Below are 13456 nucleotides of genomic sequence, written 5' to 3'. Positions count from 1 at the left end.
GTTCCTTGGGCGATCCGGCCTGCATCATCGCAGAGCCCGGGGTCAGTACGGGACACCGGCCTTGGTCAGCTCGGTGCGCAGGGCCTCAAGCCCAAGCCATCCATGCCAGCGGGCGATCTCGTGCCCGTGGCGGAAGACGTAATAGGTCGGCATCGCCCAGGAGTCGAGCATGGACCACTCGCGGTCGCGCCACGCGACGTGGATCGGCTGGGTGGGGAAGGCGCGGTTCCACGTCACCGCGTCGGCCGGCGGAGTGCCCTCCGCGGCCAGCCACACGGCGTGTTGGTGAAACAGTGCATCGAGCCGCGGATCGGCGGCAATGGCGCGCGCGGCGTCCTCGGAAAAGTGGCAGGCGGCGACGACCACGATGCGCAGCGGAGCATCAAGATCGACCGCCTCATGACGCATGTGTCGACCTTCGGCGTAGACGCTGAGCACGGTGGGTTCGGCCGCGGGGATGGTCGGGTTGTCCAAAGCCGGCAGGGCGATGACCGCCATGCCCGGATGCGCACGTGCCAACGCGCTCGCGGCATCGAAGTCGCGCGAGGTGACGCGTGCCCGATAGAGAGGCAGGAAATCCGCGTCACCGGCCATGCCGCGCGATTGCATGACGCCCAGCACGCGGGTGAGGTCGTCGGGGGCGCGACCGTCGGGATCGGCGTCCAGTGCCACTCGCGCTGCGCGGGCCAGCAGGCGCAGGTCGGGCGCGCTGGTGCTCTTGAACGAGGCGGGTCGCATGTCCTCGGCGAACAGTCGCGCGTAGTTGCTGGTCACCGCAGCTCGCCGCGCTGCGTCGGCTCCGCGGTGGTCGGCCAGCACCAGCGCGTCGTAACGCTGCTCTATCTCGCTCTCGGTGCAGGCGTCGAGCGCGCATCCGCGCCGGCTCGCGTCTGCCACGCGCTCCGCCAGGCGGCGCGTGTACTCATGCGCAGACAAGCCCGTGCCACCGACATAGGTCTGTGCACCGAACAGCGCCATCACTGCTTCGGCCTGCGCGTGCGTCAACTCGTTGGCCAGATCGTCGAGGGAAAAGCCGCCCAGTCCGCGGCGCCCGAAGCGAAGCTGTGCCAGGAAGCGCTTGCGTCCACCGGGCGATAGCGCACGCAATGGCGATCGCTCCATCGGCGTGTCGCGCAGATAGCGGGCCAGTGCTTCGGGTGTGGCGATGGGAGCGGGGACGGCCGGCGCGCCAGAATTGGCGGAGGCGGTCAGCGCAACGAGTGCGAGCGCAACGGCTAAGGCGATGCGAAGCATGGCGATCCTCGTCGGGGGCGATTCCGTTCGCGCCCGACGATAACAGCCATCTGCCGCGGGCTCAGCCCTCGGCGTAGGCGCCGTAGCCGCGTAGACGCTGGTAGCGCTGGGCCAGCAGGTCGCTGACGTTCATCGCTTCGAGCCGGTCCAGTTCGTTGAGCAGCACGGCCTTGAGGCGAATCGCCATGGAGTGCGGGTTGCGGTGTGCGCCGCCCAGGGGCTCGCGCACCACCTTGTCGATCAGGCCCAGCTCGAGCAGGCGTGGCGCGGTGACACCCATCGCGTCGGCGGCGTCGCGCACCTTGTCCTGGCTCTTCCACAGGATCGAGGCGCAGCCTTCGGGCGAGATCACCGAGTAGATCGAGTACTGCAGCATCAAGGTGCGGTCGCCTACACCGATCGCCAGCGCGCCGCCGGAGCCGCCTTCGCCGATTACCGTGCACACCACCGGCACTTTCAGTTCGGCCATTTCGAGCAGGTTGCGGGCGATCGCCTCGCTCTGGCCGCGCTCCTCCGCGCCCACGCCGGGGTAGGCGCCGGGGGTGTCGATGAAGGTGAGGATGGGCAGGCCGAAGCGCTCGGCCATCTTCATCAGGCGCAGCGCTTTGCGGTAGCCCTCGGGGCGCGGCATGCCGAAATTGCGGCGCACCTTGCCCTTGGTGTCGCGGGCTTTCTGGTGACCGATGATCATCACCGAGCGGCCGTTGATGCGGCCCAGGCCGCCCACGATGGCGGCGTCGTCGGCAAACGCGCGGTCACCGGCCAGTTCGTGGAATTCCTCGCAGATCGCGCCGATGTAATCGAGCGTGTACGGCCGACCGGGATGGCGCGACAGCTGGGTGACCTGCCAGGAATTGAGGTTGCGGAAGATCTCGGCCGTCTTGACCTTGAGCTTCTCGCGCAGGCGGCGCACCTCGTCGTCGATGTTGAACGCCTGGCCGTCGCTGGCGTGGCGAAGCTCGTCGATCTTCGCTTCCAGCTCGGCAATGGGTTGTTCGAAATCGAGGAAGTTGGGGTTCATTCGGCGCGGTTCAGGACAGTAAGCAGTTCAGTATAGCGGGGCGCGAAAAAACGCGAGAACGCCGCCGTATTGTAGGAGCGCACCCTGCGCGCGAAGGCTTTTTGGCTTTGCTGTCGATCAGGAGCAAGAGCGTTCGCGCACAGGGTGCGCTCCTACTCCTGGCTTTTGACGATGCGCAGCCGCGCGGCTTCCACGCCGGGCAGGGCGCGCACGGCGCGCAGCAGGTCGGGGATCGCCTCCACCCGCCAGGCTTCGCCCAGTTCGAGGTCCGCCTGGGCGTCGCGGTTGTGGTAGCCGTGCAGCACCACGCTGGCGCGCCCGCCGCGGAAGCCGGCCAGGGTGCGCTGCAGCTGGGCGGGAAAGTCCGGCGAGATGCCGTTGAGCTTCAGGCGCAGCAGGCGGGCATGCCGGCGGCAGGCGTCGGCGAGGGTGATCGCGCTGCGCGCGCGCACCTGGAAACCGCCGCCGGAGAAATCGTCGATGCGCAGACCACCTTCGACGATCAGCATCTCGTCGCGTACCAGCAGCGGCGCGACCTGCTGGAACAGTTCGCCGAAGAAGCTCACCTCGATGGTGCCGGTGCCGTCTTCCAGTCGCACGAAGGCGTCCGAATCGCCGCGCTTGCGCACGGCGGTGACCATGCCGGCGACCGTCCACGGCGTGTCCGGGCCGCGGCGGAAACGGTTGGCCTCGCCGTCATCGTTCTTGCGCGGCCGGGGCGGTTGGTAGCGGTCGACGATCTCGCCCAGCGGGCAGGTGGACAGCTGCGCCAGCTCGTCCTTCCACGGGTCGGTGGGATGGCCGGAAAGGTAGTGGCCGAGCGTGTCGCGTTCGCCTTTGAGCTTTTCCTCCAGCGGCCACTCGGGCGCCGTCGGCAGGTCGATCTGCACCACCGGCGTCACCGCGCCCATCGCCGCGCCGAACATGTCGTTCTGGCCGGATTGCTTGTCGCGCAGGTGCTGCTCGGCGGCCTTGATCGCGTCGGGCAGCTGCAGCATCAGGCTGGCGCGGGTGGGCGCGAGCGCGTCGAGCGCGCCGGAGTAGATCAGCGCCTCGAGCACGCGGCGGTTGAGCTTGGTGGGGTCCACGCGGCGGCAGAAGTCGGCGAGGTCCGTGTAGGGGCCGTGCGCGCGCTCGGCGACGATCGCCTCGCAGGCGCCCTGGCCGACGCCCTTGATCGCGCCCAGGCCGTAGCGGATGGTCTTGGGTTCGGTCGCCACGAACATGAATTCCGAGGCGTTCACGTCCGGCGGCAGCACGGTGATGCCGATCGCGCGCGACTCGTCCAGGAACGTCACCGCCTTGTCGGTGTTGTCCATGTCCGAGGAGATCGTCGCGGCCATGAATTCGGCCGGGTAGTGCGCCTTCAGCCAGGCAGTCTGGTAGGACACCAGCGCGTAGGCGGCCGCGTGCGACTTGTTGAAGCCGTAGCCGGCGAACTTCTCCATCAGGTCGAAGATCTGGTCGGCCTTTTCGCCGGTCAGTCCGTCCTTGGCGGCGCCCTCGCGGAACTTGGCGCGCTCCTTGGCCATTTCCTCGACTTTCTTCTTGCCCATCGCGCGGCGCAGCAGGTCGGCGCCGCCGAGCGAGTAGCCGCCCACGATCTGCGCCATCTGCATCACCTGCTCCTGATAGACCATGATGCCGTAGGTCTCTTTCAGGATCGGCTCGACGCGCGGGTCGGGATATTCCACCTCTTCCTTGCCGTGCTTGCGCGCGACGAAGCTGGGGATCAGGTCCATCGGGCCGGGGCGGTACAGCGCCACCAGCGCGATGATGTCCTCAAAGCGGTCGGGCTTGGCGTCTTTCAGCATGCGCTGCATGCCGGAGGATTCGAGCTGGAACACGGCGACGGTCTGCGCCTTCTTCAGCAGCTCGTAGGGCGCCGGGTCGTCCAGCGGCAGCGTGGAGATGTCCAGCGGCCCCTCGCCGCTGTGTGCGCGGCGCGCGTTGATCGCCTTCACCGCCCAATCGATGATGGTGAGCGTGCGTAGGCCGAGGAAGTCGAACTTCACCAGGCCGACAGCCTCGACGTCGTCCTTGTCGTACTGGGTGACTACGCCGGCGCCGCCCGGTTCGCAGTACAGCGGGGCGAATTCGGTGAGCGGCTTGGGGCCGATCACCACGCCGCCGGCGTGCTTGCCGGCGTTGCGGGTGAGGTTTTCCAGCTTCAGCGCGAGGTCGATCAGCGGCCGTGCCTCGTCCTCGTCCTGCTCGTACAGCTCGCAGAATTCCTTGACGACGCGGTCAGGCTCCTTCTTCGATTTTTCGCTGCGGCCGAGTGCATCGGACAGCGTGAGATCGAGCGGGCGCGGCGGGATCAGCTTGGCAATCTTGTCGACCGCGTTGTAACCCATGCCCAGTACGCGGCCCGAATCGCGAAGCACCGCCTTCGCAGCCATGGAGCCGTAGGTGATGATCTGGCTGACGTGGTCGCGGCCGTACTTGCGCGACACGTAGTCGATCACCTCGTCGCGGCGATCCATGCAGAAATCGATGTCGAAGTCGGGCATCGACACGCGTTCGGGATTGAGGAAGCGCTCGAACAGCAGGTCGAACTGCAGCGGGTCCAGGTCGGTGATCTTCAGCACCCAGGCCACCAGCGAGCCGGCGCCTGAGCCGCGACCGGGACCCACCGGGATGCCGTTCTGCTTACCCCAGTTGATGAAGTCGGCCACGATCAGGAAGTAGCCGGGAAATCCCATCTTGACGATGACGTCGAGCTCGCGCTCCAGCCGCTCTTCGTACTCGGCCAGCGTCTTGCCGGGCGCCAGCGGCGCGGCGGCCAGGCGCTCGGCCAGGCCCTGGCGCGACAGCTCGCGGATGTAGCTGGCCAGGTCGTGGCCTTCGGGCACCGGGAAGTCCGGCAGGTAGTAGGTACCGAACTGCAGTTCCAGATTGCAGCGCTTGGCCAGCTCGACGGTATTTTCCAGCGCCTCGGGCAGGTCGGCGAACAGCACCTGCATCTCCTCGGGCGACTTCAGGTACTGCTGGTCGGCGTAGTCGCGCGGGCGCTTCGGGTCGGCCAGCACGCGGCCCTGGTTGATGCACACGCGCGCCTCGTGCGCCTCGAAATCTTCCTGCTTGAGGAAGCGCACGTCGTTGCTGGCGATCACCGGCAGGTTGAGCTCGGTGGCCAGCGCCAGCGCGGCGGTGTTCCAGGTTTCCTCGCCCTCGCGGCCGCAGCGGGTGAGTTCGAGGTAGAGGCGGTCGGGGAACAGCCGCAGCAGCGGACGCAGGCGCGCCGAGGCGGCCTCGATGCCCTGGTTCACGGCGATGCGGCCGATCTCGCTGTCGCGACCGAGCAGGGCGATCAGGCCATCGGTGGCGTCGGGCGTAAGCCAGAGCGCATCGACCATCGCCTTGCCGCCGTGCTGGCCGTCGCGCCAGGCGCGCGACACCATCCGCGAAAGATTGAGGTAGCCCGGGTGGTTCTGGCACAGCGCGGTGAGCCGCCACGGGCGCGGGTCGTCCGGCGCGCTGATCCACAAATCGCAGCCGCCGATCGGCTTGATGCCGGCCGCGCTGCACGCCTTGTAGAACTTCACCAGCGCGAACATGTTGCTTTCGTCGGTGAGCGCAACCGCCGGCATGCCGGCGCGCACGCAGCCGTCGACCAGCGCCTTGATGCGGATGGTCGAGTCGACCAGCGAGTATTCGCTGTGCAGGTGCAGGTGGACGTAGCGGGCGGACATGGTGCACGCGCGAGGTGGTCGCCCAGCCTAGCCGCGGCCCTGCGGGGCGGCAAGAATTGACATCCTGTGCCGGGACCTCGCGCCAGCTGGCGTCTGGCCTGCGCCCTACGGGCCGCATGTGCGGCCCGCGTCGAGGTGGGCGATCAGCGGATGGCGAAGCGCTCGCTGACGTCGGCCGCCGGGTTGAGATGATCCAACGGACCGATGCTCAGCCCGCGGCCGTCGTAGTCGCGATGCTGCGGGCTCGGCGGCGCCGTGGCCGCACCGGCGAGGGGCGCGTCGGCGCTGCCGCGGATTTCGCTCGGGAACAGGAGGGCCGGCGTGTCCGTCGCCATCGGGGGGTGGGACCGTTGCGATGTCATGGCGCGACTCCAGGCGGGGGTTCCGCGGTCGGGAGGATGCTTCCCGGTCGTAGCGCGCGCATCGGACCGGGCAGCATCCGTGCGTGGGGTGGCGGCTGGATGGCCATGCCGGTCGCCACCGTGGTGTCCTTGGCGTCATGGATGCAGGCAGCGGCCGAAAGGTTGCGCGGGGATCCGTGACACGCCGGACGTGGGGACATCGGGCGATGGCAAGATCTTACGCCGCACTCCGCGCGCGGACGCATGCCATCAGACGGGTGTTCATGAACATCCGGTGGCCCTGCTTATGCTTGGCCGGTGGCGTCGACGACGGCCGCTCAGAACAGCGTCATCTGCTCCAGCGCACGGCCGACCGGGGCGAAGCTGCGCCGGTGGTGCGGGCAGGGCCCCAGACGCTGGAGTGCGTCCAGATGGGCGGGCGTGGCGTAGCCCTTGTGGACGGCAAAGCCGTAGCCGGGGTGCTCGGCATCCAGCTGCACCATCAGGCGGTCTCGGCTCACCTTGGCCAGGATCGAGGCCGCGCTGATCGCCGGCTCCAGCGCGTCGCCGCCGACAATCGCGCGGCCGGCGCAGGGCAGGTCGCGTGGCAGCGCGTTGCCGTCCACCAGCGCCTCGTGCGCGGTCGGCGACAGTCCGGCCACCGCGCGGCTCATGCCGACCATGGTGGCCTGGAAGATGTTGATGCGGTCGATCTCCTCGGTCTCGACCACGATCACGCAGTGCGCCAGCGCCCGCTCGATCACCTGCAGGTAGAGCGCTTCGCGCCGGCGCTCGCTGAGCTTCTTCGAATCGTCCAGCCCCACGATCGGCCGGGATGGATCGAGGATCACCGCGGCCACCACCACCGGCCCGGCCAGCGGGCCGCGTCCGGCCTCGTCGACGCCAGCGACCAGCACGCGCTGGTCGGGCGCGATCGGCGGTTTCATCCGCACCCGGCTGGCGACATCACCGCGCACCGGGTCGCTCCAGCAGTTCCTCCACGGCATCGGCGGCGGCATCGCCGGCGTGCCCGTGCAGGTCCACGCGAAGCGCGCGGTGCAGCGCCTCGAAGGTCGCCACGATCTGCCCGCGCCGCTCGCTGTCGTTGAACAGCGCCAGCGTGTCATCGGCCAGGTGCGCGGCGGTGCAGTCGTCCTGCATGCGCTCGGCGACGGGCAGCGGGCGATCCAGCCCGTTGGCGCGCGCCAGCACGTTGGGCAGCGAATAGATGTCGGTCTTGAGCATGCGCAGCCACCGGGCGATGCGGTAGCTCACCGGTGACACGCGGTAGCCGACCACCATCGGCCGCTTGGCCAGCATCGCTTCCAGGGTGGCGGTGCCGGAGGCGAGCAACACCACGTCGGCGGCGAGCATTGCCTCATGGGCCTGACCATCGATCAGCTGCAGCTGCAGCGGCACCGGCCAGTGGCGGCCGACCTGGGCCAGCAGCGCCTGCACCTGCGCCCGCACGCGCGCGTTGGCGGCGGGTACCACCACCCGCAACCCTGGGATGGCCGCCGCCACGCGCGCGGCCGCGTCGAGGAAGATCGCGCCCAGCCGCTCGATTTCCGAGCCGCGACTGCCCGGCAGCACCGCCAGCACCGGCACGTCGTGCGGCAGCCCGAGCGCGTCGCGCGCGCCCGCGCGGTTGCCGACCATCGGAAAGCGATCGGCCAATGGATGGCCGACGAAGCGCGCGTCGACGCCGTGGCGGGCGTAGATCGGCGGCTCCATCGGAAACAGGCACAGCACGCGGTCGGCGCTGCGTCCGATCTTTTCGGCGCGCTTCTCGCGCCAGGCCCACACCGAGGGGCTGACGTAGTGCACGGTGCGCAGGCCCGCTTCGCGCAATCGGCGTTCCAGACCGAGGTTGAAGTCCGGTGCGTCGATGCCGATCACCACGTCCGGCCGCGTGGCGATCAGGCGTGCTGTCAGTTCCTTGCGCAGTCTGAGCAGGCGGGGCAGGTGGCGCAGCACCTCGGCCAGGCCGAACAGCGACAGCTCGGCCATGTCGTACCAGCTCTCCAGCCCCTGCGCCTGCATGCGCTTGCCGCCGATGCCGATGAAGCGGGCCTGCGGGTAGCGCTGGCGCAGGGAGGCCAGCAGGTCGCCGCCGAGCTGGTCGCCGGATTCCTCGCCGGCGATGACGGCGATGAGGGGTGCGTCCGGCGAGACTTCGTTCAATGCCATACGGATGTCCCTACCTCGGGTAAAAGCAGGAGCAAGAGCCCGTGCCTGATGGCCCGATAAGCGGGGCGCTTAGCGGGCCAGCGCGCGCTCACTGCGATCGAGGAACTCGAGCATGGCGCGCACGTCTTCGCTTTCATGCGCCTGGGCGGCGAGCTGCTCGCGTGCTTCGGCCTGGCTCAGGCCGGCCATGTACAGCGTGCGGTAGGCGCGCTTGATCGCCGAGATGCGGGTGGCATCGAAGCCGCGGCGCTTGAGGCCCTCGCTGTTGATGCCACGCGGGCGGCCGCGGGTCTCGTTGGCCATCATCACGAAAGGCGGCACGTCCGAGCCCACCAAGCAGCCCATTCCGATGAACGCGTGCGCACCAACCTTGCAGAACTGGTGCACGCCCGAATAGCCGGACAGGATGGTCCAGTCGCCGATCTCCGCGTGACCGGCCAGCGCCGAGTAGTTGGAGAACACCACGTGGTTGCCGATCTGGCAGTCGTGCGCCACGTGCACGTAGGCCAGCAGCCAGTTGTCGTTGCCGATGCGGGTGATGCCACCGCCGTCGCCGGTGCCGCGGTTGATGGTGACGAACTCGCGGATCAGGTTGCGATCGCCGATCACCAGCTCGGTGCGCTCGCCCTTGAACTTCTTGTCCTGTGGCGCGCCGCCGAGCGAGGCGAACTGGCTGATGCGGTTGTCGCGGCCGATGCGGGTCGGCCCCTCGATCACCACATGCGGACCGATCGTGGTGCCCGCGCCGATCTCCACGCCCGGGCCGATCACGCTGTAGGCGCCGACGCTGACGTTGTCGCCCAGCACGACCGACGGGTCGATCTGCGCGGTGGGATGGACCGAGGCGGCGTGGCTCATTTGTCGGACCTCGCGGCGCACATCAGCTCGCAGCTGGCTACTTCCTTGCCGTCCACCAGGGTGCGCGCCACGAACAGGCCCATGCCGCGCATCAGGCGCTTGAGCGAAACCTCCATGCGCAGCTGGTCGCCGGGCACCACGGGGCAGGCGAAGCGGGCGTTGTCGATCTTGGCCAGGTAGAACAGCGGGCTGCCCTGGTTGCCCTTCAGGCGGCTGGAGATCTGGGTGAGCAGGCCGGCGCTCTGCGCCATCGCCTCGACGATAAGCACGCCGGGCATCACCGGATGGCCGGGGAAATGGCCCTGGAAGAACGGCTCGTTCATGGTGACGTTCTTCAACGTCACCACGCTGGTGTCGGGTACCAGCTCGATCACCCGGTCCACCAGCAGGAACGGATAGCGGTGCGGCAGCAGCTGCTGGATCTGCTCGACATGCACCGGCAGGCTGAAGTCCGCGGCGTAATCACTCATTGTTGCTGTCCTTCTCCAACGCCGACAGTCGGCGCGCGTAATCGTCGAGGTGTTTGAAGCGGGCGGCGTTCTTGCGCCACTGGCGGTTGTCCTGCAGCGGCGTGCCGGAGGCGTATTCGCCGGGCTCGCGGATCGAATGGGTCACCAGGCTCTTGGCCATAATGGTAACCCGGTCGGCCAGTTCGAGATGGCCGAGCACACCGGCGTTGCCGCCGATCATGCAATAGCGGCCGATCTTCGCGCTGCCGGCCACCGCGGCGCAGCCGGCCATGGCGGTGTGCGCGCCGACGTGCACGTTGTGGGCGATCTGGATCTGGTTGTCCAGGCGCACGTCCTCTTCCAGCACGGTGTCGTCCAGCGCGCCGCGATCGATGGTGGTGTTGGCGCCGATCTCGCAGTCGTCGCCGATGCGCACGCCGCCGAGCTGCGGCAGCTTGATCCAGTGGTCGGTGTCGAAGGCCAGGCCGAAGCCGTCCGAGCCGATCACCGCGCCCGGATGCACCAGCACGCGCTTGCCGAGCGTCACCCGCGTCACCAGCGTGACGCGGGCCACCAGCCGCGATTGCGCGCCCACCACGCAGCCCTCGCCGATGATGCAGTGCGGGCCGAGCACGGCACCGTCCTCGATCAACGCGCCGTCTTCCACCACGCAGCAGGGGCCCACGCTGGCGCTCTCGCTCACCCGTGCGGTGGGGGCGACGACCGCGCTGGGATGCACCCCCGCGGGAGCGGCCGGCAGGCGCTCGAACAGCGCCGCGATCTTGGCGTAGGCCACGTACGGATCGCGTGCGATCAACGCGCTCGCCGGACACTGCGCAGCATCCGCCTCACGCAGCACCACGGCGCCGGCGCGTGTGTGCGCGAGCTGGCTGGCGTACTTGCTGTTGGACAGGAAGGTGAGCTGATCCGGCCCGGCGCCGGCCAGCGTGCCGACGCCCTCGATCAGGCGGCTGCCGTCGCCGTGCACGCGCAGGCCGAAGCGTTCGGCCAGCTCACTCACCGTGTACTTGTAGGCGCTCATGCGTACTCCCGGAAAGCGCGCCATTGTAGGGGAGGCGCGTGCGGCTGTCCGTGCGGTGGCGAAGGGAAGCGTGGCCCCACAACGCACAAGCGCGGCCGGAGCCGCGCTTGTGGGATCTGCCGCGCCGATGTTGTCGACGCTTAGAACTGGCTGCCGAAGGTGAACTGGATGCGCTCTTCGTAGTGACGATCTTCCGGCTTGGAGCGGATCGGCGTGGCAAAGTTGATGATCAGCGGGCCGATCGGCGCCTGCCAGTGCAGCGAGATACCGGCGGAGGCGCGCAGATCCTTCGCCTTGAAGCTCTGGTAGTCCTTGTAGGCGTTACCGACGTCGACGAACAGCGAGACGCGGGCGGTGTTGATGTCCTTCAGGAACGGCAGCGGCAGGTACAGCTCGGTGGTGCCGAGCACCTTGAACGCGCCGCCGATCGGCTGGGCGTAGTTGTAGTAGCTGCCGTTGCAGTTGCCCTTGGCGTCGGGAACGATCGGTGCGCCGTTGGTGCCCACGCCGGAGCACACGCGCGGCCCCAGGGTGTTGTCCTGGAACCCGCGCACGTCGCGCACACCACCGGAGTAGAAGTTCTGCCAGAACGGGTAGTCAACCTTCTGCCCGGCGACGTAGTTGCCGAAGGTGCTCGAATAGGTTTGGCTGCCGTAGGTCTTGCCGTACTGCGCCTGGGCGTCGGTGTAGAGCACGAAGCCGCCGCCGACCGGCCAGTAGTGGTTCGCTTCGCCGCTGACGCGGAAATACTCCACCGTGGAGCCCGGCAGCGCGACGTCGGTGGACAGCGACAGCAGGCCGCCACGGGTCGGTGCCCAGTAACCGTTGCGGGTGTCGTGGTTCCAGCCCAGCGTGCCGGTCCACTCGTGGATGGTCTTGTGGCCCAGAGCGTTCTGGTAATCCAGCAGCACCTGCGGCGTGTAACCGTCGAACAAGTTGATCTTGTTGCTGCTCAGGCCCAGGCCGACGCGCAGGCTGTCAGTCTCGGTGATCGGAATGCCCAGATAGGTCGAGAACGACTTGGCGCTGGTGGCGTAGTTGGCAAAGTCGGTGTTGCCGTAGTCGGTCTTGGAGTAGCCCAGGCTGTAGCCGATGCCGACGCCGCTGTCGGTGAGGTACGGGTTGTAGTAGCTGGCGTTGACGCGCTTGTAGTACGTGCTGCTTTCCGCACCCACGCTGAAGCTGTCGCCGGTGCCCAGGAAGTTGTTCTGCGACACCGAGGCGGACAGGATGATGCCCGAGTACTGCGAGTAACCCACGCCGAACTGCAGGCTGCCGGCGGACTGCTCTTCCACCTTCACCGTCACGTCGACCTTGTCGTCGGTACCCGGCACGCGCTGCTTGTCGATGTCGACCTTCTTGAAGTAGCCCAGCTGCTGCAGGCGTATCTTCGAGCGATCGATCGCCGCCTGCGAATACCAGGAGCCCTCGAGCTGGCGCAGCTGGCGGCGCATCACGTCGTCTTCGGTACGGGTGTTGCCCTGGAAGATCACGCGGCGCACGTACACCCGCTGGCCCGGCTCGATGTAGAAGGTCATGTCGACCGTGCGCTTGTCCTTGTCCAGCTTCGGCACCGGGGTGACCTTGGCGTAGGCAAAGCCGATATTGGCCAGGATGCCCTTGATCGCATCGGAGGTGGCCTCGACCGCGGCGCGGTTGAAGGTGTCGCCGGCCTTGACGAACACCAGCTTGCGCAACGTCTCCTCGGGCAGGATCAGCTTGCCCAGCAGGTGCACGTCGGACACCTTGTAGATCTCGCCTTCCTTGATGCTGGCGGCGATGTACATCTCGCGCTTATCCGGCGCGATGGTGACCTGGGTGGAGTCCACGCCGAAGTCCGCGTAGCCGCGATTCATGTAGTAGGACTGCAGCTTCTCCAGGTCGCCGGAGAGCTTCTCGCGCGAATACTGGTCGTTCTTCGAATACCAGGACATCCAGTTGGTGGTGCCCGATTCGAAGTTGTCCTCGATCTGCTTGTCGGTGAACTTGGTGTTGCCGACGATGTTGATTTCCTTGAGCTTGGCGACCTTGCCCTCGCGGATCTCGATGTCCAGCGCCACGCGGTTGCGATCCAGTCGCGTCACGTGCGGGTCGACCGACACGTTGTACTTGCCGCGGTTGTAGTACTGGGTGATCAGCTCCTGCTTCACGCGGTCCAGCGAGAGACGATCGAAGGTCTCGCCCTCGGACAGGCCGATCTCCTTAAGGCCCTTGCGCAGATCCTCTTCCTTGATGTCCTTGTTGCCGCGCAGAGTGAGCTTGGCGATGGACGGGCGCTCGACCACCTTGATCACCAGGATGCTGCCCTCGCGGGTGAGCTGCACGTCGCTGAAGAACTTAGTGTTGTACAGCGCGCGGATGGCGCGCTGGGCTTCGTCTTCGGTGAGCTGGTCGCCCTTGTTCACCGGCAGGTAGTTGTAGACCGTGCCGGCAGAGATGCGGCTGAGGCCATCGATACGGATATCGGAAACGACGAACGGCTCGAAAGCCACCGCGTTGGCGGAGAGGGAGGCAAGCAGGATCAGGGCGGCGATACGCTTCATCGTCGATTCCGTTGGGTTATTTCTGCGGGACGATCAAGACGATCGCCCCGGACAATGCGTGGA

Annotated in this window: 10 protein-coding genes; all 10 read right to left on the bottom strand. The window is 67.7% G+C overall.

Going from position 1 to position 13456, the window contains the following annotated elements; translation table 11 throughout:
• Positions 1-42: 42 nt before the first annotated feature.
• Complete coding sequence (locus ACQVBX_RS09930; protein WP_431633934.1) at positions 43-1254, bottom strand: hypothetical protein; 1212 nt, start codon at positions 1252-1254, stop codon at positions 43-45.
• 61 nt (positions 1255-1315) lie between these two features.
• A complete protein-coding gene (locus ACQVBX_RS09925; RefSeq protein ID WP_431633933.1) occupies positions 1316-2275 on the bottom strand; it encodes an acetyl-CoA carboxylase carboxyltransferase subunit alpha in 960 nt (319 codons plus the stop codon).
• Between the two features lie 152 nt (positions 2276-2427).
• Entirely contained in the window at positions 2428-5970 is a 3543-nt protein-coding gene (gene dnaE / locus ACQVBX_RS09920) for a DNA polymerase III subunit alpha (RefSeq protein ID WP_431633932.1), read from the bottom strand.
• 143 nt (positions 5971-6113) lie between these two features.
• Positions 6114-6332: a hypothetical protein gene (locus ACQVBX_RS09915; RefSeq protein ID WP_431633931.1), complete on the bottom strand. Its 219-nt coding sequence runs from the start codon at positions 6330-6332 to the stop codon at positions 6114-6116.
• 317 nt (positions 6333-6649) lie between these two features.
• On the bottom strand, positions 6650-7258 hold the full coding sequence (gene rnhB, locus ACQVBX_RS09910) for a ribonuclease HII (protein ID WP_431633930.1): 609 nt from the start codon (positions 7256-7258) through the stop codon (positions 6650-6652).
• 19 nt (positions 7259-7277) lie between these two features.
• Positions 7278-8501: a lipid-A-disaccharide synthase gene (gene lpxB / locus ACQVBX_RS09905; RefSeq protein WP_431633929.1), complete on the bottom strand. Its 1224-nt coding sequence runs from the start codon at positions 8499-8501 to the stop codon at positions 7278-7280.
• Positions 8502-8570: 69 nt separating this feature from the next.
• Positions 8571-9359 carry an acyl-ACP--UDP-N-acetylglucosamine O-acyltransferase gene (lpxA, locus tag ACQVBX_RS09900; protein WP_431633928.1) on the bottom strand — a complete coding sequence of 263 codons (789 nt, stop codon included), beginning with the start codon at positions 9357-9359 and terminating at the stop codon, positions 8571-8573.
• Positions 9356-9829: a 3-hydroxyacyl-ACP dehydratase FabZ gene (fabZ, locus tag ACQVBX_RS09895; RefSeq protein ID WP_404630878.1), complete on the bottom strand. Its 474-nt coding sequence runs from the start codon at positions 9827-9829 to the stop codon at positions 9356-9358. The genes lpxA and fabZ overlap by 4 nt, the downstream gene beginning before the upstream one ends.
• Entirely contained in the window at positions 9822-10850 is a 1029-nt protein-coding gene (gene lpxD, locus ACQVBX_RS09890) for a UDP-3-O-(3-hydroxymyristoyl)glucosamine N-acyltransferase (protein ID WP_431633927.1), read from the bottom strand. Before lpxD ends, fabZ begins: the two co-directional genes overlap by 8 nt.
• 140 nt (positions 10851-10990) lie before the next feature.
• The gene (bamA, locus tag ACQVBX_RS09885) at positions 10991-13393 is read right to left on the bottom strand and encodes an outer membrane protein assembly factor BamA (RefSeq protein WP_431633926.1); all 2403 of its coding nucleotides are present in this window, start codon (positions 13391-13393) and stop codon (positions 10991-10993) included.
• Positions 13394-13456: the final 63 nt, after the last annotated feature.

It is taken from the genome of Dyella thailandensis, from assembly GCF_050749815.1.
Taxonomy (GTDB): Bacteria; Pseudomonadota; Gammaproteobacteria; order Xanthomonadales; family Rhodanobacteraceae; genus Dyella_A.
Note: the sequence above shows the minus strand (reverse complement) of the source record. Positions and strands in the feature narration are given on the sequence as shown.